This window comes from Bradyrhizobium sp. ma5 (assembly GCF_042258955.1).
Classification (GTDB): domain Bacteria; phylum Pseudomonadota; class Alphaproteobacteria; order Rhizobiales; family Xanthobacteraceae; genus Bradyrhizobium.
This window is the reverse complement of the sequence record NZ_CP170156.1, coordinates 3,547,121-3,570,215: the sequence shown is the minus strand read 5'-3', so window position 1 is coordinate 3,570,215 and position 23,095 is coordinate 3,547,121. Positions and strand designations below refer to the sequence as shown.

10 protein-coding genes and 2 pseudogenes are annotated in these 23,095 nt (G+C 61.2%); 4 read left to right on the top strand and 8 right to left on the bottom strand.

Annotated features, from left to right (window positions below):
- The first annotated feature begins 273 nt into the window (after positions 1-273).
- On the top strand, positions 274-1,074 hold the full coding sequence (locus tag ACE103_RS16255; RefSeq protein WP_375780246.1) for a hypothetical protein: 801 nt from the start codon (positions 274-276) through the stop codon (positions 1,072-1,074).
- A 108-nt stretch (positions 1,075-1,182) separates the two neighbouring features.
- On the opposite strand, the gene ACE103_RS16250 is transcribed toward ACE103_RS16255, so the two are convergent.
- From ACE103_RS16250 to ACE103_RS16225, 6 genes are all read right to left on the bottom strand, one after another.
- Positions 1,183-2,124, bottom strand: coding sequence for an FkbM family methyltransferase (locus tag ACE103_RS16250; RefSeq protein ID WP_375780245.1), 942 nt, complete (start codon positions 2,122-2,124; stop codon positions 1,183-1,185).
- Between the two features lie 331 nt (positions 2,125-2,455).
- Positions 2,456-4,204 (bottom strand): tetratricopeptide repeat protein, encoded by a 1,749-nt coding sequence (locus ACE103_RS16245; RefSeq protein ID WP_375780244.1) that lies wholly within the window; start codon positions 4,202-4,204, stop codon positions 2,456-2,458.
- A gap of 42 nt (positions 4,205-4,246) precedes the next feature.
- A complete protein-coding gene (locus tag ACE103_RS16240; protein WP_375780243.1) occupies positions 4,247-5,644 on the bottom strand; it encodes an HlyD family type I secretion periplasmic adaptor subunit in 1,398 nt (465 codons plus the stop codon).
- Entirely contained in the window at positions 5,641-8,454 is a 2,814-nt protein-coding gene (locus ACE103_RS16235; RefSeq protein WP_375780242.1) for a peptidase domain-containing ABC transporter, read from the bottom strand. The genes ACE103_RS16240 and ACE103_RS16235 overlap by 4 nt, the downstream gene beginning before the upstream one ends.
- A gap of 187 nt (positions 8,455-8,641) precedes the next feature.
- Complete coding sequence (locus ACE103_RS16230; protein WP_375780241.1) at positions 8,642-9,532, bottom strand: hypothetical protein; 891 nt, start codon at positions 9,530-9,532, stop codon at positions 8,642-8,644.
- An 84-nt stretch (positions 9,533-9,616) separates the two neighbouring features.
- Positions 9,617-9,805, bottom strand: a complete 189-nt coding sequence (locus tag ACE103_RS16225; RefSeq protein WP_223966502.1) for a hypothetical protein — start codon at positions 9,803-9,805, stop codon at positions 9,617-9,619.
- A gap of 382 nt (positions 9,806-10,187) precedes the next feature.
- On the opposite strand from ACE103_RS16225, the pseudogene ACE103_RS16220 reads away from it, so the two are divergent.
- Positions 10,188-11,651, top strand: a pseudogene (locus ACE103_RS16220) (DUF4573 domain-containing protein); the annotation flags it as partial.
- Positions 11,652-15,246: 3,595 nt separating this feature from the next.
- Entirely contained in the window at positions 15,247-15,501 is a 255-nt protein-coding gene (locus ACE103_RS16215; protein WP_375780240.1) for a hypothetical protein, read from the top strand.
- Positions 15,502-15,889: 388 nt separating this feature from the next.
- On the opposite strand, the pseudogene ACE103_RS16210 reads toward ACE103_RS16215, so the two are convergent.
- Together ACE103_RS16210 and ACE103_RS16205 are read right to left on the bottom strand one after the other, a co-directional pair.
- Positions 15,890-16,339 (bottom strand): annotated as a pseudogene (locus tag ACE103_RS16210) (DUF4347 domain-containing protein); the annotation flags it as partial.
- A 94-nt stretch (positions 16,340-16,433) separates the two neighbouring features.
- Positions 16,434-16,733, bottom strand: coding sequence for a hypothetical protein (locus ACE103_RS16205; RefSeq protein ID WP_375780239.1), 300 nt, complete (start codon positions 16,731-16,733; stop codon positions 16,434-16,436).
- A 633-nt stretch (positions 16,734-17,366) separates the two neighbouring features.
- On the opposite strand from ACE103_RS16205, the gene ACE103_RS16200 reads away from it, so the two are divergent.
- A complete protein-coding gene (locus ACE103_RS16200; protein ID WP_375781121.1) occupies positions 17,367-23,015 on the top strand; it encodes a glycosyltransferase family 25 protein in 5,649 nt (1,882 codons plus the stop codon).
- The last annotated feature ends 80 nt before the right edge of the window (positions 23,016-23,095 follow it).

Sequence of the window (23,095 nt, the reverse complement as noted above, 5' to 3'; positions counted from 1 at the left end):
TGACGAGAACGCTATCAGCGAGCGCCGCCTCCTCTATTGAAAGGAGCCGCACCATCAATCTCCGCTTGACCGAGAAGCTGACGAGGGAACAGGCCGAACACTTAAAGCAGGCGACGACGGACCTCAAATCGTGCAAGCGCGTTAACCTCGTGGACTTGGACGCCGAATCTAGGCCGCCGCGCGAGCGGACGATATTGCGCATTGCTCTGATCACAATATCAATTTGTAATCAGCCAGGTGCTGAAGTTGCGATAGCCCGAAGGACAATGCTACATGTTTTCGACAGCCGATCATGGTGCAGGCCTCCGCACCGCGCCAATTGAGCTTGCGGGCGACTGGGGTCGCATGATCCCGCATGCGGCTCTGCAAGTCGTAGAGCGGATGCGTGCCGCTTGCCTTGACGGTTTCCGCCTTGTTTCAAACGACCAACCTGACCGCCTGCGCGTTGAGGAGCGCACCAGCGGCCCTCCCGCGGTCTGGCTTCACAAGGACGGAACTGACCTTGCCTGGATCATCGTCGACATTGGCGAACGGGATTGGTCGAGGCTCGCCTATCAGTTTGGTCACGAGTTGGGACACGTTACATCCAACTCATGGCGGCCCGATGCCAAGCCTTCAGCACCCAGCCAATGGCTGGAGGAGGCCCTGGTAGAAGCCTTTGCGTTGCGAGGTCTATCCCTGTTGGCGGACAGCTGGTCGCGCGATCCTCCGTTCAGGGATGACAGCGGCTTTGGCGCCGCCGTTGCGGTCTATCGACAAGACGCAGTCGAGCGCTACGGAAAATTGGCGACTGAACAAGGCAATTCAAAGAATCCCAACGCCTGGTTCAAGCAGCATCGCGCCGCGTTGGAGGCAGACCCGTGCCTCAACGCATTTGCACAAGCGGCATCGCTATTCATCCTCGAAGAATACGAGCGCAACCCGGCCACCATGGAAGCGCTTGGCGCGCTAAACCGATGGGATGGCCGCAGCGCTATCCCGCTCGAGCAATATCTGGAGGCTTGGAAGGATAGCTGCAAAAAACTGCAGGCTTCGCCTGCGTTACCCCGGCGGCTTCAAGAGCTTCTAAGCTAACCTGAACCTGCCAATGTGACGCAAAGCGGCCTATTGAAACAAATGGTTCCGCTACAAACGAGATTAACGGCTTATCTACACAGCGCGCCACGAACGCTTTGAAAGCCATCACGCCGCCTTCCGTACGAAAAGAAGGTTCTCACCTTGACCTTGGCGCTCGTCAAAGAACGGGGCCAACGCGCGGCGAACTGCCTCTTCGCTGCCTGGCCGAAATCTATCATGTGTCTCAATGATGATCGCTTGAATCCTGCCCATCCAATCATCGGTTGCCTGCGAGAACAATTCGAGTTCGGCCCCCTCGACATCAATCTTAAGGATGTCAACCTGCGAGAAGCCGGCAATCTCGATCAACGTGGAGAGGCGGTAACACGGCACTTGCTTGTCGCTCGGTTTTGGTGAGGCCGTGACCTGGACACTCCACGAATCGAGCGGAGCGCTTGCTTCATCCTCAGTTCGCAAACTGATATGTCCATCATGTGTCCATGCAGCAGCTTGATAGCGATGGACGCGGCTGCCAAGTGTTTGCGTGTTGCGTACGAGGAGGTCGAAGTTCTCCGCTTCGGGCTCGACCGCCATGAATGCGGCGTGCGGATAGCGCGCGGCAAAATAAAGTGTCGCTAAACCAATATTGGCTCCAAGATCGATAATAGTGGATGCCGACGCGGGTAGATCTTTCAAGTTGTATTCAGAATCAATAAATATCTGGCGGAATGCGAGCAGGTCGCTTGTGCATAGACGGAGCTCGATCTCTGTGCCTACCTCCGGCACAATTACGCTGATCCGGTTCGCCAAATAGCGAACGCCAAACGCGTCAACAACCTTAATATCTTGAACTCGAGGCGCCGCATCGAGCAATCTCTGATCTACCCATAGGTTACCAACCTTAGTGAAATTATCCGCACCGAACCGTTCCCATTGCACACATAGAACGTCCCTATTTTTCTGGTAAGTACCGCGGCTGTTTCTGCCTTCGTGAACGACCAACCCATCCGGCTCGGAAAGCAGAAGAAAGCCATTCCAGTGTAGGTGTCTTGCAGCTACTCGCTCCATCGAGCACTCCATACAAGGTTTTTGGGCTGAACTACCGAAGGAGATGCAAGGTCTGACCTCTGGTTGAGTTTGTATTTGTTCCAAGCCAACGCGCGCTGGACGATAGTGAGCTTTGCGCTGAATAAAATTGCGTTTGGGAATGCCGCAAGGTGCTGAATTTCGGCATAACCGTTCAAGGATAGGCCCCGCTGGGCGCAAGTCGGTCTTCAGTTGCAACCGATTCCATTTTCAACCTCAAGCACAAACCCTGCCAACCGCGCTTTTCCGCGGGGTCCAGCCTGGATATTATCGAACTTCATATCTTGGCAGCGCGGCCGGCGCGATCGTAGCATCATCTTGACGCAGTTCTTGTCAGGTCCGCCAGTTCTGCGTCTGCATCGACAATGCCTTGGGCGGCAGCCATCTCCAACCAGTGACTCGCCTGCTTGGGATCACTGTGGCCAGCCGCACCGCTTCGCAAATAGCGCCCGAGCATGAGTTGAGCTTGACCGTGACCGCGCTCCGCGGCCGCGCGAAACCAACGCTCGGCTTTGCTTCGATCCACGGGAATGGCATGACCGCCGCTATACATAGCCCCTAGTGCAAACATTGCTCCAGCGTGGCCATTCGCTGCGGCCTGTTCGCATAGTTTGAGCGCGGCAGGAGCATCCTGTGGACCCCCTCGACCGTTCACGAGCATCTCAGCCAGAGCAACCTGAGCATCGGTGATGCCTCCCTCCGCCGCCCGCGCGAACCAGCCTCGTGCTGCCTTCGGGTCGGCCGGCACACCTCGGCCATCGGCGACAAGACGACCGATCATGAACTGCGCTTCTGGAACTCCTTCGGCTGCACGCCGCAGCCAGACTGCGGCCTGCTGTTCGTTGCGCTCGACACCTATGCCCTGGAGAAGGCAAACGCCGAGATTGAACGCGGCGACAAGATTGCCGCGTTGCGCTGTCTGCATGAACCAATCCGCGACCGGCGGACATTCCTCTCCTCTGACCGCTCGTTCCAGCAGGTCATTTCCGACGTCGACTTGAGCATCCAAATTTCCGGCCTCGGCGGCGATGCGCAACCAGCGGGCCGCTTCATGATTGTCCTGAGGGACTCCGGCTCCGGTCATATAAAACGAACTCAACGACCGAGCGGCCGCCGCGTTGCCACCCTCTGCCGCACGACGATACCAGTTTGCCGCTTCCAAATAATTCGGCGGCAACGCTCCGCCCTTGGCATAAAGGTTGCCAACCAATTCCGCAGCGCGAGCGTCACCTGCTAGGGCAGCACGACGAAGCCAAGTCTCGCCCAACACGAGATCCCTGGCAACGACGGTACCTTCAATCAGCATCATCCCCCATTTAATCTGCGCACCGCGGTGTCCCAGCTCAGCAGCTTTGCAGTAAAGTTCAGCGGTTGCAGTTGGATCGTGTTCGCCGCTGATCCCTCCTTCGGTCAGGACACCCAGCATGAAGACGGCCGTCGGAATTTCAGCGGCCGCCGCGGCTCGCATGTTTTCGACGATCTCGTCCCTGTGAACGGCCCGGTTCGGGTCTCCAGCGAGCGACAACGCATATCCCAACTGTCCTTGGCCGCAGCCTGCGGAGGCGGAGCGGCGATACCATTCCCTCGCCTGTGTCTGGTCTCTGAGCGGTGGCGGACCGTAGGTCAGAATGTAAGCGAGCAGAGCCTGGCCGTCGGGCGATCCGGCCTCAGCCGCCATGCGAGCCCATCTCTGGGCGGCGTCGAAATCTGGCTTTGCCGTGCTGTCCTGCGAGAATAGTCGCGCTGCGGCGTCGCCGCGGTCCTCTCGCGCTTGCGAGCCGAGCCCCTGGAGCAAGAGCGATGCCAGCAGGGACTGCGCCTCGGCGTTGCCATTCAACGCCGCGCGTTCCAGCCAGCGCGCGCCCTCCGTCCGACTAAACGGGACGCCGGCGCCCTGAAGGTAGAGCCTTCCGATGTGATACGCAGCGTCCGCGCTGCCGGCTTCGGCCATTCGGGCCAGTTGCGGCAGCGCTTCGGCAAACCGCTCTTTCTCAATAAGAGCGATCGCTCGGCGCAGCCCCGTTTCGGGCGACGCCTTTCCAATCAAGCGATCAAAGAGCATTTCCCGAAGGCTCCATCCGTCAGCACCGCAGAACCAAATCGCTCACGGCTCGCGCAACGCCTCCTGCGTCACCGGAAGCATCAGGCCGAGCATGTACGTTAGCACGGTCCGCTGACCAACCTTAATATCGGCGGTTACAGGCATGCCTGGCGTGAGTTGGAAACCGGCCGGCACGCCGTGCAGGGCCACGCGATTAATACTGATCCGAGTGCGGTAAAATGGCTCCAAGTTCGTCGTCGGAATGGCACTGGTAGGATTGCGCGCCTCAACCTGAGCATTGAAGCTATCCGGACTCACGATCCGTACGACTCCCTCGGCCATCCCGTATTGGGAGAATGGAAACGTGTCGAACTTGACGGACACGGGATCCTTGACATGCACGAAGCCGTTATCTTTGCCGGCAATGTTGGCCTCGACCTCGAGTGGCGCGTCCGCCGGCACGAGCGTAATGAATTGCTGCCCCGACTGCATGACGGAACCCACCGAAACCTTTGCGACGGATTGCACGATCGCATCAAGCCCGGCGCGGATCTCGACCAATTTGCGTCGCAGGTTCGCTTTGGTCAGCAGCTCCCGTGTGTCGGCCGCCTTGACGCTGATCTCCTGCAACTTTTGCGAAGCTTCCGCCTTCCAGCCGCGGACGTAGGCGTCGCGGTCCGAAGCAAGCGCCGATTGATCGCGCTTCGCGCCCTCCCCGGTAGCGACCGCGTTGGAAAGCGACCGCTGCATCTCAACGCGTGTATCCTTGGCAATCAGCGAGTTCAGCCGGCTTCCGGTTTGGGTCGCTTCCAGCTGCCTGCGCATATCCTCGATGCTCTGTGCCACACCGAGGCGCTCGCGATAGCCCACAGCATCGGATTCCGATCTCGCTATAACGGAGTTCAGTTCCTGCAGCCGGTGCTCGTAGTTTTCGATCTTGGAATCGAACTGCGCTTTGCGATGACTGAAAATCGAAGCCTGCAGGGCCCAATTCGGATCATCGCCGGAGTAGGTGAACGGTTGGCCATCCGCCTCGGCACGCAGACGCGCGAGTTCGGGCTCAAGGCTGTTCAGTTGCCCCTCGAGGGCCACTCGATCTGCTTCGGCGAAGGTCGGATCGAGGCGCGCCAGCACATCGCCCGCCCGGACATGCTGGCCCTCGCTTACGTCGATCGAACGGACGATCGCCGTTTCCAGCGGTTGAACGAGGATGGTGGAAGATTGCGAGACCACCAGACCGCGTGCAGTGATGACCTGATCGACGGGCAATACCCCCGCAACAAGGACCATAGCAGCGACCATGCTGGAGACGATCCAAATCGTGCCACGTGCGGAGCGCGGTACGGGAGCATTGATGATCGCCGTCGACGGTTGCTGAAACTCAAGGATCACCGGCAGCGTCGGATCGTTCCTCTTCGCCCTGGTCGGTAGCGGCAGCAAATTGGCTTGGACTTCGCTCATGGTTCGTTCGCTCCGCCCGAGACCAGCTTCGGAGTAACGGACTGGCGCGCCGGTTCGCTATGGCGGTTTTGCTGGTTCCAAAGCTGTCGATAGATGGCGCAACGCTCGACCAAAACGCTGTGCGCGCCGCAATCGACGATCTTACCCTGATCGAGAACCAGAATCTGATCGCAGCCAACCAACGACGACAGCCGGTGCGAAACGATGATCATCGTCCGTCCGCTCGCGATGCGTTCAAGGTTGGCCGTCACGACAGCTTCGCTTTCGGGATCGAGCGCACTGGTCGCTTCGTCCAGTACCAAGATGCGCGGATCCGTGATGAGCGCGCGTGCGATCGCCAACCGCTGCCGCTGTCCGCCAGACAGGTTGGGTGATCCCTCCTCGATGTAGGTCTCGAAGCCATTGGGCATCCGCTCGATGAATTCCTCGGCGCCAGCGAGCCTTGCCGCATAGACCGCATCCGACAACGTCAGGCCCGGTCGACCGGCGATGATGTTATCTCTGATGGAGCCACGAAACAGGAAATTCTCTTGCAAGACGACGCCGAGGCTTTGCCGCAGGTGACGCAGATCAACATCGCGTAGATCGGCGCCGTCGATCTTCACAAATCCCTTGTAGTCACGATTGATTCCCTGCAGCAGGCGGGTAACCGTTGACTTGCCCGATCCGCTGCGACCCACGATGCCCAGCGTCGATCCGGCCGGAACCGAGAAGCTGATCCTGTCGAGCGCCGGGATAGTCGTGTTGAGATAAGTGAAGCTGACGTCCTGGAAGGCTATTTCGCCTGCGAACTTCGGTCTGAGGCCCGCCGTTCGCGCGCTGCTCTCGGCCGGCCGATTAAGTACGGAACTTGCCTCTCCGATCGCCGCCCCAACCTCTTCATAGTCCTCGATCAACCGCGCCAGCCCAACGAGTGGCTGGGCAACCCGCGCACTCAGCATCAGGAACGCGAATAGTCCGCCCACCATGTAGCCTGACGAGTCGTTCATCGCCAGATACGCACCGAGCATGGTCGTGCCGAGCACCATGAAGCGCTCGATCGGCGTAACCAAAGTCTGCGGCCAGTTGGACAGACGGCCGAATTCCAGCCGCCATTTGCCGGCCTCTGCAATCCGCTCATCCCAAAGAGCGCGACGTTGTGGCTCGAGAGCCAACGCCTTGACCGTCTTGATGCCCACGATCGTCTCGCCGAGCGTCGCCGACTTCCAGGTCTCGGCGGTAGCGACCCGTCCGTACATCTCGCGCATCGGCTTCAGGAATGCGATGATGATCAACAAGATTGCGCCGGCGCAGCCGAGCACAATGCTAGCCAGGATCGGGCTGAGATAGAACAGGAACGGGAGCAGCACGCAAAGCGTCATCAGGTCGAGAAACGTCGTCAGAAGGCGGCCGGTCAGAAATTCGCGAACACGATAGACCTGCGCGATACGGTACATCGTTTCACCCGCAGGATGTCGCTCGAAGTAATCGAGCGGCAGGCGAAGCAGCCGGTTGAAGACGTGCAGATTGAGTTTTGCATCAAGCCGGGCGCCGACCACCGCGATGATATGACGTCGCGCATGTCCCAAAAGGGCCTCATAGACGATCACGACGGTCATGACGGCGGCGAGCATGACCAAGGTGGACGTACTGTGGAATTGCAGGACCTTGTTGACCATCGTCATCACCAGAAGCGGTGGGAAGATGGTCAGGAAGCTGATGGTGAGCGAAGCAATACCGATGTCCCGCAACAAGCGCCGTTCATGCAGAACGAGATCGAAAAGCCAGCGTAGGTCAAACGGCGCGTCGGCTGCAACGCGGCTTCGGCTCGCGCGCACCAGGATGGCTTCGCCGTTCCACACCTGCGAAAGGCGCAACTCGTCGACGGGAACGGCCCCGTCCGCAGCAGCGCCGGGATCCCTGAGCATGACGATATTCTGATCGGCGTTCGCACCAACCATGAGCGCAGCGCTACCGTCGGCAAACAACAAGATGACGGGCCCGGCTTCGCTCATCCCGAGCAATTGGCGCCAGCTGGTTCGTACCGCGCGAGACCATAGGCCGGCATTCTGCGCCCAGGCCGAGAGCGCCGCAGCCGATGGATAGATTTCGGATTCACCAGTTCTCAATTCTGCGACGTCGAGCTCGACGCCATGATGACGCGCGACCTGGACAACCGCTTGCAATCGCGCCTGGTATTGCGGACTGCGTTGCGCTTCCAGGCGATTGATCGAAGGCACTTGTTGCGGACCAACTCCGATTGATTTCGGCTCGGATGAGACGGCCCGCGGCTTTGACCGAGTCTCTACCTTGACCTTTGCGGCGAGATTCGCGCAAAACCGTTGCGCGGAGAGGCGTGCGCGGACGCCGAGGTCGATCAATAACTCGCTTCTTCCACGGAGAGAATCCATGAATGAATGCAGGTGATCGGACCATCGCGTTGCGAATTGCGCTTTCGTCGCTTTCCATGAGGCACGTCGCGATGCTCTCGGCTTTTGGGTAACGTGTGGACGGCCCTTCGGACGTGCAGTAGCAATATCCGGTGACACCACAACCTGCGGCCTGTCGTCGTGCTGCACGGGGATGACGTTCAGATCGCCGCGTATATTGAACGACTGTGTTCGCGCCGGTGCCGTTACGCCAGGGCGGGCCTGCCCTTCCACGCGCCACACCGCCTCATCGAAATCACTTTTCTCATTGTCGACTTGGGCTTGCGACAGATCGATTCGGGCGGCTAGCCGGCTCTCCAAAAGGGCGCGTGCCCGGCTGTAAAGCGCGTTGCGCGACGCCTCGTCGCTCGCCGACAGATCGTCAATGGCGTTCTGCAGCAAGCGGACATACTTGCCTGGCCCTGGCTCCCCAAAGGCGCCCCTATGCGGGTCCACGGTCACCCTCCAAAATCGACAACAGAATGAAATTTCTTCGCTATATCCCGGCAATCTAGACGAATTCGATGGGCCGTAACACCGAAATCCCCGCCATTGGTTGATGCGCTTGGGACCCGTTTTCACCCACGTTTCACCCGATCGCGAACAATTGCCTTAGCCGGGATGGCAATTCGCCGGTGGAACCAATCGCAACACAGCTTTCTGTCCATAAGTCGAGATAGCGCTCGATCGGAACGGATGTCCGTTCCGGCCAGCGGTTCAAGGCTCCCAGATCATCGAGGCAGGCCGGTTTGCCCACCTTGACGTCCTCGTAGATATGAAGGACGCCGACCACGGCGGGGCCCCACGGAACTTCCTTTCCTGATCTGGCTTCCAGCTTCGTTCGATTTGTCCGGAACCACTCGGCCGGTGAAAGATCGTCAGCTTTGAACTTGTCCAACAGCGCTGAGCCATATTGACGAATGGCGCGGGCAAATCCTGCGTCTCCCGCAAATGGCGGCGATCGCTCCCAACTGCCGGCTAGCAGCCGCAGACCGCGAACCGAAAATGTCTCCGCCAGCACCTCCTCGAGCCATTGTGTCGGAGGCTGCGGTTTCGCGGAGAACTGCCAGCTGTTGCACAACACGTGCCCGAGCTCATGACCGAATTGATAGGCGAGCCTGCACCAATCCGCATACCCGACGTTCACGACGATCGACGCCATGTCAGGTTGGTCGCTGTGCAACCAGATCGCCGGCGTGACTTCGTCGCGATTTTCGATACGGATCTTCTTGGGTTGCCGATCCGACAGCAATCGCAATCCTGATAGATCGACCTCCCGGATGCGGTTGAGCACGCGCATCACGGCATCGGTCGGCGCCGCATGCCAATCGCCCGATAATTCGATCGGACCACTCAGCAGGCCTTCAGTCGGAGCGATCTCGCGTCCGAGAGCCCTCCTGCTGCCTTCCATGGCGACAACGGCCGCGCTGCTCGCGAGAACGAGGAAGCGTCGGCGGTCGATCAGGGCAGTGCCAGCCATCGGCTACTCTCGGCCTGGTCGAACAAGAAGCCAGGGATGCGCGATCCCTGGCTTCGTTGTCAGTCGTTTCTTTAGCCGCCGACCTTAATGGTCGTTCTTCGGCAAGTTGAGGTTTGGCCGATTTGATTGATCGAATTGACCAATCGTTCCGGCACCACCTGGACTGTTCTGATCGAAAGCTGAGCCGCCATCGGTGTTGCCCATGCGGGACAACAGCATCTGCGCCAAGCTCTTGATCGTCGTGAGATCGGCCTGCAACTGCTGGCCATTCATTGACCCTCCCGCCATTGCCAGCGCCAGGTCCGCGACTGCAGCCTCCAACTTTAGCAGCACCGGACTCAACGTTCCAACGGTCGTATCGGGATTGATCGTCGTGGTCAGCGACGTCTGATCGTCGTGATGACCAGACGTTCCTGTTGGGCCCGCCGAGCCTGTCGAGCCTGTCGTTCCAGCTCCCGTCGCACCGGTAGCTCCGGTCGAACTGGTAGCGCCTCGTGCGCCAGTCGCACCGGTTGCTCCTGTCGCTCCGGCAGTGCCCGTCGGACCCGTTGGGCCGGTATGACCCCTGTGGCCTCTCGGACCCGTCGGACCCTTCGGACCTCGTGGACCGGTTGAGCCGGTCGCCCCGGTCGAGCCTGCCGAGCCTGTCGCACCCGTGGCTCCGCCTGCACCCGTCGAGCCCGTAGCACCGGTGGCCCCAGTAGCGCCAGGATCGCCGGTTGCCCCACTCGCTCCCGTCGCGCCGGTTGCCCCAGTGGCTCCGGTCGAGCCTGTAGCGCCCGTGGCTCCGGTACGGCCTGTTGCGCCGGTTTTGCCTCGCGGGCCTGTTGGTCCGGTCGGCCCCCTCGGGCCAGTTGCGCCGGTGGCTCCCGTTCGTCCGGTTGCCCCGGTCGATCCTGTTGCACCCGTCGAGCCGGTCGCTCCGGTTGCGCCGGTCGAGCCGGTGGCTCCCGTGGCGCCTGTCGAGCCGGTCGCTCCAGTTGCACCCATCGAGCCGGTGGCTCCCGTCGCACCTGTCGAGCCGGTGGCTCCCGTCGCACCTGTCGAGCCGGTCGCTCCAGTTGCACCCGTCGAGCCGGTGGCTCCCGTCGCACCTGTCGAGCCGGTTGCACCAGTTGCACCCGTCGAGCCAGTGGCTCCAGTGGCACCTGTCGAGCCGGTCGCACCAGTTGCACCTGTCGAGCCGGTGGCTCCCGTCGCACCTGTCGAGCCGGTGGCTCCCGTCGCACCTGTCGAGCCGGTCGCTCCAGTTGCACCCGTCGAGCCGGTGGCTCCCGTCGCACCTGTCGAGCCGGTGGCTCCCGTCGCACCTGTCGAGCCGGTCGCTCCAGTTGCACCCGTCGAGCCGGTGGCTCCCGTCGCACCTGTCGAGCCGGTCGCTCCCGTTGCACCCGTCGAGCCGGTGGCTCCCGTCGCACCTGTCGAGCCGGTTGCACCAGTTGCACCTGTCGAGCCGGTCGCTCCAGTTGCACCCGTCGAGCCGGTGGCTCCCGTCGCACCTGTCAAGCCGGTTGCACCAGTTGCACCCGTCGAGCCAGTGGCTCCAGTGGCACCTGTCGAGCCGGTCGCACCAGTTGCACCTGTCGAGCCGGTGGCTCCCGTCGCACCTGTCGAGCCGGTGGCTCCCGTCGCACCTGTCGAGCCGGTCGCTCCAGTTGCACCCGTCGAGCCGGTGGCTCCCGTCGCACCTGTCGAGCCGGTTGCACCAGTTGCACCCGTCGAGCCAGTGGCTCCAGTGGCACCTGTCGAGCCGGTCGCTCCAGTTGCACCCGTCGAGCCGGTGGCTCCCGTCGCACCTGTCGAGCCGGTCGCTCCCGTTGCACCCGTCGAGCCGGTGGCTCCCGTCGCACCTGTCGAGCCGGTTGCACCAGTTGCACCTGTCGAGCCGGTCGCTCCAGTTGCACCCGTCGAGCCGGTGGCTCCCGTCGCACCTGTCAAGCCGGTTGCACCAGTTGCACCCGTCGAGCCAGTGGCTCCAGTGGCACCTGTCGAGCCGGTCGCTCCAGTTGCACCCGTCGAGCCGGTGGCTCCCGTCGCACCTGTCGAGCCGGTTGCACCAGTTGCACCCGTCGAGCCAGTGGCTCCAGTGGCACCTGTCGAGCCGGTCGCTCCAGTTGCACCCGTCGAGCCGGTGGCTCCCGTCGCACCTGTCGAGCCGGTCGCTCCCGTTGCACCCGTCGAGCCGGTAGCTCCCGTGGCACCCGTCGAGCCGGTAGCTCCCGTGGCGCCCGTCGAGCCGGTGGCTCCCGTTGCACCCGTCGAGCCGGTGGTTCCCGTGGCACCTGTCGAGCCGGTCGCACCAGTTGCGCCGGTCGAGCCCGTCGATCCGGTTGCGCCTGTTGCACCCGTCGATCCGGTTCGGCCAGTCGCCCCTGTCGAGCCGGTGGCGCCTGTAGAACCCGTCGCCCCTGTTGCGCCGGTCGCACCGGTGCGCCCGGTTGCACCAGTGTTGCCTCGCGGGCCCGTCGGGCCCGTAGGCCCTGTTGGTCCGGTCGCACCCGTCGCTCCGGTTCGGCCAGTGGCACCCGTCGATCCGGTTGCACCCGTCGAGCCCGTGGCTCCGGTCGCACCTGTGGCTCCGGTTGCTCCAGTGCCACCTGTTGCTCCCGTCGCGCCCGTGGCGCCCGTCGAGCCGGTCGCACCAGTTGCACCCGTCGAGCCGGTTGCGCCGGTAGCACCGGTGGCTCCGGTTGCACCTGTCGAGCCCGTGGCTCCGGTCGCACCTGTGGCTCCCGTTACCCCGGTCGATCCGGTTGCGCCGGTCGAACCCGTCGAACCCGTCGCGCCAGGATCGCCGGTCGCGCCGGTGGCACCCGTAGCTCCGGTGTCACCTGTTGCTCCCGTTGCGCCTGTCGAACCAGTGGCCCCAGTCGCGCCGGTAGCACCGGTCGATCCGGTCGCACCAGTCGAGCCGGTAGCTCCCGTCGAGCCCGTAGCTCCGGTCGCACCCGTGGCTCCGGTGTCACCTGTTGCTCCCGTTGCGCCTGTCGAACCAGTGGCCCCAGTCGATCCGGTTGCACCTGTCGAGCCCGTGGCTCCGGTCGCACCTGTGGCACCGGTGGCTCCAGTGTTACCTGTTGCACCCGTAGCTCCGGTGTCACCTGTTGCTCCCGTTGCGCCGGTCGAACCAGTGGCCCCAGTCGAGCCGGTAGCACCGGTCGATCCGGTTGCGCCTGTCGAGCCCGTGGCTCCGGTTGCACCCGTGGCTCCGGTTGCTCCAGTGTTACCTGTTGCTCCCGTCGCGCCTGTCGAACCAGTAGCCCCAGTCGAGCCGGTTGCACCTGTCGATCCGGTTGCACCTGTCGAGCCCGTGGCTCCGGTCGCACCTGTGGCACCGGTGGCTCCCGTCGCGCCTGTTGAACCAGTGGCCCCAGTCGCGCCGGTTGCTCCGGTCGATCCGGTCGCACCAGTCGAGCCGGTGGCTCCGGTCGCACCCGTCGTGCCGGTGGCGCCCGTCGAACCAGTGGCCCCCGTCGAGCCGGTGGCGCCTGTACGCCCGGTCGCACCCGTTGCCCCAGTCGAACCGGTTGCACCGGTGCGACCAGTCGCACCAGTGTTGCCGCGCGGACCCGTCGGTCCCGTAGGCCCTGTCGGTCCGGTCGCACCCGTCGCACCGGTCCGGCCGGTCGCACCCGTCGAGCCCGTGGCACCGGTTGAACCTGTAGCTCCAGATGCGCCCGTCGCACCTGTGGCTCCAGTTGATCCTGTCGAACCCGTCGAGCCGGTTGCTCCCGTATTACCAGTTGCTCCTGTCGAGCCCGTTGCTCCCGTCGCACCCGTGGCGCCGGTCGATCCTGTGGCTCCAGTCGCGCCGGTGTCGCCCGTCGCGCCTGTTGCTCCGGTCGATCCTGTGGCTCCGGTTGCACCGGTGTCGCCCGTCGCACCCGTGGCGCCGGTCGAACCCGTGGCTCCCGTTGCGCCGGTGTCGCCCGTCGCACCCGTGACACCGGTCGAACCTGTGGCTCCAGTTGCGCCAGTGTCGCCCGTTGCTCCAGTCGCGCCGGTATCGCCCGTTGCACCGGTCGAACCTGTGGCGCCGGTCGCACCTGTGGCTCCAGTTGCGCCGGTATCTCCCGTTGCACCCGTTGCTCCAGTCGATCCTGTGGCGCCGGTTGCGCCGGTGTCACCCGTCGCACCCGTGGCGCCGGTCGATCCTGTGGCTCCAGTCGCGCCGGTCGAACCCGTGGCTCCGGTTGCGCCGGTGTCGCCCGTCGCACCCGTGGCACCGGTCGAACCTGTGGCTCCAGTTGCGCCAGTGTCGCCCGTTGCTCCAGTCGCGCCGGTATCGCCCGTTGCACCGGTCGATCCTGTGGCGCCGGTTGCGCCGGTATCACCCGTCGCACCCGTGGCGCCGGTCGATCCTGTGGCGCCGGTCGATCCTGTGGCTCCAGTCGCGCCGGTATCTCCCGTTGCACCGGTCGAACCTGTGGCGCCGGTCGCACCTGTGGCTCCAGTTGCGCCGGTATCTCCCGTTGCACCCGTTGCTCCAGTCGATCCTGTGGCGCCGGTTGCGCCGGTGTCACCCGTCGCACCCGTGGCGCCAGTCGCACCCGTGGCGCCAGTCGCACCCGTGGCGCCGGTCGCACCTGTGGCTCCAGTTGCGCCGGTATCTCCCGTTGCACCCGTTGCTCCAGTCGATCCTGTGGCGCCGGTGTCACCCGTCGCACCCGTGGCGCCAGTCGCACCCGTGGCGCCGGTCGCACCTGTGGCTCCGGTGTCGCCCGTCGCGCCGGTCGATCCTGTGGCGCCGGTCGCGCCGGTGTCACCCGTCGCGCCTGTTGCTCCGGTCGATCCTGTGGCTCCGGTGTCGCCCGTCGCACCCGTGGCGCCGGTCGATCCTGTGGCTCCAGTCGCGCCGGTATCTCCCGTTGCACCGGTCGAACCTGTGGCGCCGGTCGCACCTGTGGCTCCAGTTGCGCCGGTATCTCCCGTTGCACCCGTTGCTCCAGTCGATCCTGTGGCGCCGGTTGCGCCGGTGTCACCCGTCGCACCCGTGGCGCCAGTCGCACCCGTGGCGCCGGTCGCACCTGTGGCTCCGGTGTCGCCCGTCGCGCCTGTTGCTCCAGTCGCGCCGGTTTCGCCCGTTGCGCCGGTCGATCCTGTGGCGCCGGTCGCGCCGGTGTCACCCGTCGCGCCTGTTGCTCCGGTCGATCCTGTGGCTCCGGTGTCGCCCGTCGCACCCGTGGCGCCGGTCGATCCTGTGGCTCCAGTCGCGCCGGTATCTCCCGTTGCACCGGTCGAACCTGTGGCGCCGGTCGCACCTGTGGCTCCAGTTGCGCCGGTATCTCCCGTTGCACCCGTTGCTCCAGTCGATCCTGTGGCACCGGTTGCGCCGGTGTCACCCGTCGCACCCGTGGCGCCAGTCGCACCTGTGGCTCCGGTTGCGCCAGTGTCGCCCGTCGCACCGGTCGATCCTGTGGCGCCCGTTGCGCCGGTGTCACCCGTCGCACCTGTGGCGCCGGTCGATCCTGTGGCTCCAGTTGCGCCGGTGTCGCCCGTCGCACCCGTGGCGCCGGTCGCACCTGTGGCTCCGGTGTCGCCCGTCGCGCCTGTTGCTCCAGTCGCGCCGGTTTCGCCCGTTGCACCGGTCGATCCTGTGGCGCCGGTTGCGCCGGTGTCACCCGTCGCACCCGTGGCGCCGGTCGAACCTGTGGCGCCGGTTGCGCCAGTATCACCCGTCGCGCCCGTGGCGCCGGTCGCACCTGTGGCGCCAGATGAACCTGTCGCGCCCGTTGCGCCCGTCGCACCTGTGGCGCCAGATGAACCTGTCGCGCCCGTTGCGCCGGTCGCACCTGTGGCGCCAGATGAGCCTGTCGCGCCCGTTGCGCCCGTCGCACCTGTGGCGCCAGATGAACCTGTTGCGCCCGTTGCGCCCGTCGCACCTGTGGCGCCAGATGAACCTGTCGCGCCCGTTGCGCCCGTCGCACCTGTGGCGCCTGTCGGCCCGGTTGTGCCGCTCGCTGGAATAGCTGTCAGGACAACATTTTGCGAACCCTGACCGCCGGGACCACTGTTGCCATTGCCGTAATTACCGCTGGAATCAACAACATAAATATCAAATTGGCCAGCAGATGGCGCGGCGTTCGTATTTAGATTGTATGTGCCAGCTGGCAGCGTTGCCGACACATTGAAACTAGGTCCCGTATTAACATTCCAGGACTCAGTCGTTCCAATGATTGTAAGATTGCCACTGCTATCTTTTACTACAATGTAATATACTTGGTTCGGAGCGGTATTGGATACATTAAGCGAACCCGTAAGAGAGATAGTTGTCTCACCCGTGAGAACTAGGGCGGCTAATGCTCCCGCATAGGTCTCTACGCCCGCGAGCGTAAGCGGTGGTTGACCAACGGATCTGCTGGTTCGTTCCGATAACTCCCAAGTACCACCAAGCGCGGCTGCACCCACTCGCCCCGTAGCACCGTGGACGTTCACGCCCACTACGCTAGAAAGCGACTCGAGAAAGGCCTTGCCGGCACTACCTTCGCCGGAATTGCAGCACCACAAGTATAGTTCGCCTTCCGGGGAAAGAGCACCTCCGATGGCAGCAAGGTCTTCGCAGTAGTATCTGAGAGTGCCTGCGGACCATGGCTCACAGCTAAAGCTCACCTCCCCTGGCGCGCCATGCGCAACGATGTGAATTGCATCGAGACCCTCAATCCCCTCGAGCGCTTCGGCCATCTGCCGGGCGGCCGCTCTACCAGGATCGAGCACCAAAGCCTGGACTTCGGGACGCAAATTTTCGAGCAGCGTGCCGAGATCCGGAACGAGTGAATCGACAAAAAGAAATTCAGACTTGCCACCCATCGGCCTGGCCCCTTCGTCAATAACAAATGTTGGGCTGCGCGCTTTTTTGGCGCTCAGCCCGAAATCAAAAAAAGACGCCACCCGGCAAAACCGCTCAGGCGCCGCGTGCACCCGCCCCGCCTGACGGCGGAGTATCCAAGTCACTTCGAATTGCTAGGAATTCGGCCGGCTTAAATTCGCCGTTGGATTGAAAAGTGCCGATGTCGTAGCCGCTAGAGGACCGCTGAACCTTCAGCAGCATTCGTACGGCGTGCAGCCGATCCGACATCTCCGGAAGAATAACCTGCGATACGATCGCCTTCGTATTGCGATCGACAATGAAATACGTGACGTTCTGTGTCGTCGGCCCGCGCGGCAAATTCCCGGTCACCACAATCTCGTCGAAGCATTCCACGGAGAGAACTCCCGCATATCTGGCAACGCCTTCCGCAGTTATCGGAGGTGCGACGGACGGGAAGTTGTGGGAAATCGACGACTTGCCGTCTCGTCCTGACTTAACCATGCGACGCCACCCAATGCACGGACGAGGTCGACGCCCGGAGCCCCTTCGCCCGGAAACCGACGCTCGATCCAACTAAAAAAAGTGGTTCAACCTTGGGTGGTTAGCCGCTACGCATACCTAAGCCATCAGCAAACAGCCAACGAACACATTCCAAGATTGAACGTCATTCCAAATACCCCCGCCGGAAGCGCAGACGGACCGCAGAAATTAATAATCCCTTAAGCATAAGCAGATCGAGAAAAATAGCGCAAGAAGATTCAAAATCGAGCGCGAGTTATGTCAAATTATTTCGGTTAACGGGTTCCATTAACAACGATTTGACTGCGCATCAGGCGGCGCAACTTGCTGAATTTGCTACCCGAACATTTTCAGCTACGTTGTTTGCTGTTTCCGTTGATGGAACCAAAGCGCCGGCGCATGCCGTGTCGAACCGATCAACTCTTCTTCTAGTTTGAACTTTTTGTAATAGCTTGCATCAACCTAAAAAGTTTGGCGGTGGCAGAAAATAAGCGCCTTTGCTTGAACATGATCGTTAAGAACGAGATGGTAAATCTCGAGCGCTGCCTGTCGGCGGTTGCTGATCACATCTCTTGCTGGGTCATCTGCGATACTGGCTCGTCCGACGGCACGCAGGACTTCATCAGAACATTCTTTGCCCGGCGCAATCTTCCGGGTGAACTCCATACGATTCCCTTCCACGATTTCGGCCAGGCCCGGAACGAAGCGCTCGATCGCGCCTGCGCCTCAAAGCTCGATTTCGACTATGTCCTGTTCAACGACGCCGATATGGAGTTCATTGTCGACGACGCCAAATTCCGCCAATCCCTTGCCGGTCCCGGCTATCGCCTCCTCCAACGCGCGTCGGCCGGATTGAGCTATTGGAACACGCGATTGGTGCGGCGTGACAGCGGCTCAAGGTATATTGGAGTCACGCACGAATATATCGACGTCCCCGGAGATGTCGTTGAATTGCGCGGCGCGCGGTATATCGATCACGCCAGCGGCGCGAACCGCGGCGACAAATCGGAACGGGATATTCGTTTGCTTGAAGCTGCGCTGGAAAGCGAGCCGGACAACGCCCGGTACTGGTTTTATCTTGCGTGGTCCCAACGCGATGCCGGCCAGTATGCCGAAGCCGCGGCAAGCTTTGCCAAGCGCGCAGAGATGGAAGGCTGGGACGAAGAGGCGTGGATGGCACGGCTGCAGCACGCGCGTTGCCTGCGAGATATGGGCGATGAAGACGCGTTCGTCAGCAAGGCGCTTGAGGCATTCAAGCAGCGGCCGACACGCGCCGAACCCCTCTACGATTTAGCACGATACTATCGGGAGCGCGGTAGACATGAGACGAGCCTCCACTTTTCCGAGCTCGGACTTTCCATACCAGCTCCCGAGAGCGACATCCTTTTCATCGAAACCGACGTCTATCAGACCGGCCTGCATGAGGAATTCTCGATCGCTGCGAATTACAGTCAGGACGCTGCCCGCTGGGACCGTGGGTACTCAATCTGCAACGGATTAGCGCTCAACCGAGCAATTCCAGACGACCCACGCGAGCTCGCTCGGGGAAATTTATTCTTTTACCTACAGTCAGCGCACCAGCTATTTGAATCGTTTTCGGCACAACCGGTGCAATACGATGTGCCTATAGGCTATCGGCCAACCAACCCATCCGTCTCGCGTCATGGAGATGACCTCTACCTCGTGCAGCGCGCAGTGAATTTTCGTCTGCTCGAAGATGGCACCTATGAGACCGACAGCGGCGATCCCATTCGGACCCGCAACTTTCTGCTACGGCTGGACACGAATCTCGGCGTGCAAACGTCGGCCGAAATCTTGCCGCCCGCCGACTTCCCAATAGCCCAGTTCGAGGAAGTGCAAGGACTTGAGGATATCCGTTTGTTCAGTTGGAATGGCTCGCTGTGGGGCAGTTCATGCGTCCGCGAGTTGAATGCCGAAGGCTGGTGCGAACAGTTGATCGCCCGGATTGAACAGCGAAGCAGTTCGGAAACCCGGCTCGCCGATTGGCGCGTGCTTCGTCCTGAGGGTCCTCGACTCCACGAAAAGAACTGGATGCCACAAGCCAATGGCACAAGTCTGCGTTTCGTCTACTCGTGCGGCCCGACCAAGATCGTAAACGACAGGGGTGAACTTGTCTCAGAGAGGGATGCTGCCTTTGCCGTCGAACAGTTTCGGGGCGGAACGCCACTCATCGAATTCGACCAAGGATGGCTCGCGCTCGTCCACGAAGTTCAGTGGCAGAACGATCGAAGGTTCTATCAGCATCGCTTTGTCTGGTTTGATCGCGACAATCACCTGCGCCGGCTTAGCCGACCGTTCTTTTTCAAGGACAAAGGCGTAGAATTTGCAGCTGGCCTGGCGTGGCATCCAGACGGCCGTCGGCTCCTCGTGTCCTACGGGGTCGCCGACAGCGAGTCTTGGATCGCCTCGATCGATGCGACCGAGGTCCGCTCGACACTTGAGAGCGATCCGGTGTCCCGGCCTAAGGCTTCGGCTGTGTCGCCTCCTCTGCCGTCAGAGAACACGCCCAAAAGCGAACAGCACGTGGCGAAGGAGCTTAGATTGCCGCAACGAGTCGGAAAGTCGATCAGCTTATGCATGATCGTCAAGAACGAGGCTGCGGTCATCGACCGCTGTCTCGACAGCGTTCGGCCATTGATCGACTATGTGCTGATCGAAGACACAGGATCAACCGACGGCACGCAAGACGTCATAAGGCAGTGGCTCGACAGAAATGGGCTGGCGGGCGAAGTCGTCGACGAACCGTGGCGGGATTTCGCATACAACCGATCGCACGCGTTAGCTTGCCTTCGCCGCAGACCGGACGTCGACTACGCCTTCATCATCGACGCCGATGACGCACTCACCATCGAGCCGGGATTCGACGTTGCTGGCTTCAAGTCTGGCATGTCCGCAGACCTCTATGACGTGGCGATCAACCACAACGGCATCCGTCACTATCGACCACACATTTGCAGCAACAAAAAGGAGTTCTATTTTCGGGGCGTGCTCCACGAATTCGTCGAGGCGCCGGCCGACGCTGTTGGTCGAGAGACAGCTCCCGGCTTTGCGATCCAGATAGGCGGCGGGGGCGCGCGCAGCCAAGATCCTCAGAAGTACCGTAAGGATGCTGCGCTGTTGGAACGCGCCCTTCAGGGCGAGACGGATGCGTTTCTTCGCTCGCGTTATACGTTCTATCTTGCCCAAAGCTATCGAGACTGCAATGAACCCGAGAAAGCACTCCCCCACTACCTGGCTCGTGCTGAAATGGGCTTCTGGCAGGAAGAGGTATTCATTTCCCTCTACAGCGCGGCACGGCTCAAGGAGGCTCTTGCCTACCCAGAAGACGACGTCATTGCGGCTTACCAGCGGGCCACCGACGCTCAACCCCTGAGGGCCGAAGCGTTACACGGTGCCAGCCGATATTGCCGTTCAAAGAGCCGCAACAAGCAGGGGGCCGACATCGCTCGCGGTGGCATCGATTTGCCGATCCCTATTGGAGCGCTATTCGTCGAAGAGTGGATTTATGAATTCGGGCTCCTCGACGAATTCGCGGTCAATGCCTATTGGTCCGCCGACTATGAAGGCTGTATCGACGCCTGCCTTCGCATCCTTCAAATTCCATCGATCGATGAGGGTGTGAAGAGACGCGTAGAGGACAATCTGCGCTTTGCAAAGGACCGGATTTCCGAAAGGCTCAAGCTTGCGGATGCGCACCGGCAGCCCGGCGCAGCAGATCCCCTTCCCAAAGTGCTGATAGCAATACTCGCCAAGAGCAAAGCTGGCCATTTGCCGCTGTACCTGGAATGCATCGAGGCGCTCGACTATCCGCCGGATCGGATTGCAATTCACATCCGCACCAACAACAATCAAGATGACACCGCCAACATTCTTCGGGACTGGATAAAACGGGTTGGACAGCGGTACTCGCACGTAGAGCTCGACGACAGCGACGCAGCCGAACGGGTCGAGGAATTTGCCGACCACGAGTGGAATGCTACTCGCTTTTCAGTGCTAGGGCGGATCCGCCAGCACAGCATGAATCGGACTCTGGCCCTGGGATGCGACTACTATTTCGTGGTCGACGTCGACAATTATCTGCGCCCCCTCACCCTGCGGCAACTCGTAGATTTAGATCGCCCAATCGTAGCGCCGCTACTCAAATGCGTAGACGCAGACAGGCCGCTGTACTCAAATTACCACCAAAAGATCGACGCGAACGGATATTTTCTTCCCAGCAACGAATACAACAATATCCTGGGCCGCTCCTCGCCAGGGCTCTACGAGGTACCTGTCGTCCATTGCACATATCTGGTTCGCGCAGACGCCATACCGCAACTGACCTACGATGACGGTTCGGGCCGGTATGAATATGTCATATTTTCCGATAGCGCGCGTCGCGCGGGCATTTCGCAAACGTTGGACACTCGCGAGATTTACGGATGGTTGACGTTCGCATCCGACGGGGAGGCAATTCGACCGCTCATTGCTGGAGAACTTGCGGCAAAACCCTCACAGGAAACACCGAGAGAGGAGATTATTCCGGCTAGCAATGCAAAGAGGACGATACGATTGAAGGAGTATCCTGCGAACGTATCCTTGTCTCACACGCCTTCAGATGAATACGTCGAAAGTCGAAAGCGTACCCTCGTACGGAAGCCATATCTCCTGGAGACTGACGCTCTCGGCTTCATTCGTGGGTCTCAGTCTCCGGCCACGGCGGCTCGAACTGTAATCGTTCTCGGCGACAGCGTAGTGGAGGGCATGTACCTCGACCCCGATGACCGGTTTTGCGCCAAGCTCGAGACGATCCTGCGTAGTGAAAGTGCTTTGGATGTAGTCGTGAGAAACGGTGGCTACAGCGGAGCGACAACCCTCCACATGCTGAATCTGTTTCTCAACAAGATCATACCGCTCAAGCCCGACCTCGTCATTCTGATGACGGGAATTGTCGATGTTGACGTAGCGAGCTTAGAAGCCAGCTTCTGGAGCCGTGACTGTTGGCTCGAGCCGATCGTTGACCTCGACACGAGCAACTCGTGGCGGGACCGTAACCTGCTTCCCGCTCCCAACTTTGCTGATCGTCGTCGGCTGCTAGATCTCTTCTCGCTTGCCGCTCGATCCTTTGGCATCGAGCTCTGGTTCGCGACCATTCCCCATTTGCAAGACGGAGGGATCGATCCAGCCGTGACCCGAACTCGCGTATCCATCAACGAGACGACGCGCGCGGCCGCTCGGGCGGGAGGGCACGCCTTGTGCGATTTAGAAGCGCAGTTGGCCCACCGCGCCGATATCTTTCAGGATGCCTTTCATCTAAACGCGGTCGGCACCGAGGTTGTGGCTCGCTCGATCATTGCTGACGGCCTAGGTTCGCTTTTGCGCGCGGAGGAATCAAGCGTTCCTGGCCGACCCAGTCAGAAGGGCATGCAGTCCAAGGATGAGATTTTCGTACTCAACTTGGACCAAAGCACCGGTCGCTGGGACAAGTTCAGAACCCGCAATGCCCACTTAGGCAGATTTGAGCGTGTCTCCGCGATTGACGGGAGCAAGCTGGATCGCTCGCAGCTCGAAAGACAGGGGCTAATAGCCGCCGGACTTGGTTACAGTGCCGGAGCCTTAGGTTGCGCACTCTCTCACGTCCAACTTTGGCAAAAAGCGGCGTCCCAGGAGCAACCTATGACGGTTTTCGAGGACGATGCCCTTAGCCATCCCGCGTTTGACGAGCATCGATCAGCTGTGTTGGCACAACTTCCCGCTGACTGGGATGTGATCTTATGGGGCTATGTTTACGATCCGCTTTATCTTTGGATCGATCTCGAGTTTTCGTCTGCGGAGCTCCGGTTTTACGATCGAACCGAACCTTTTGCCTGGAGCGATACTTCGGATGGCAGACCCATTTATCGCCCCCACCGGCTCAGACACGCCTTCGGAACGCAGGCATACTCGATTAGCCCACGCGGAGCGAGCCGCCTGCTGAATACCGTGTTGCCTCTCAAGAAGCAGCTCATACCGTTTCCTGGAACACCGATCGTAGTCGAAGATCAGGGGATCGATGGAGCGATGAACACTGCTTACCAAGCTATGCGCAGTTTTGTTTGTGTGCCGCCCCTCGTCGTCCAGCGCGACGAAGGTGTCAGCGACCGCTTGAGCAGATAGGCGCAAATTTCGTCCATGCCTCTCGGCCATTGAGCATAGCTGAAAACAGTTGCGTGTGGTGTCTCCAGAAACAAGGGGAA

What these genes read in the sequence shown, in the direction of transcription:
- ACE103_RS16255 (WP_375780246.1), top strand. Translation starts at nt 274, where the DNA reads ATGTTTTCGACAGCCGATCATGGTGCAGGCCTCCGCACCGCGCCAATT.
- ACE103_RS16250 (WP_375780245.1), bottom strand. Translation starts at nt 2,124, where the DNA reads ATGGAGCGAGTAGCTGCAAGACACCTACACTGGAATGGCTTTCTTCTG.
- ACE103_RS16245 (WP_375780244.1), bottom strand. Translation starts at nt 4,204, where the DNA reads ATGCTCTTTGATCGCTTGATTGGAAAGGCGTCGCCCGAAACGGGGCTG.
- ACE103_RS16240 (WP_375780243.1), bottom strand. Translation starts at nt 5,644, where the DNA reads ATGAGCGAAGTCCAAGCCAATTTGCTGCCGCTACCGACCAGGGCGAAG.
- ACE103_RS16230 (WP_375780241.1), bottom strand. Translation starts at nt 9,532, where the DNA reads ATGGCTGGCACTGCCCTGATCGACCGCCGACGCTTCCTCGTTCTCGCG.
- ACE103_RS16225 (WP_223966502.1), bottom strand. Translation starts at nt 9,805, where the DNA reads ATGAATGGCCAGCAGTTGCAGGCCGATCTCACGACGATCAAGAGCTTG.
- ACE103_RS16215 (WP_375780240.1), top strand. Translation starts at nt 15,247, where the DNA reads ATGAACCTGTCGCGCCCGTTGCGCCCGTCGCACCTGTGGCGCCAGATG.
- ACE103_RS16200 (WP_375781121.1), top strand. Translation starts at nt 17,367, where the DNA reads ATGATCGTTAAGAACGAGATGGTAAATCTCGAGCGCTGCCTGTCGGCG.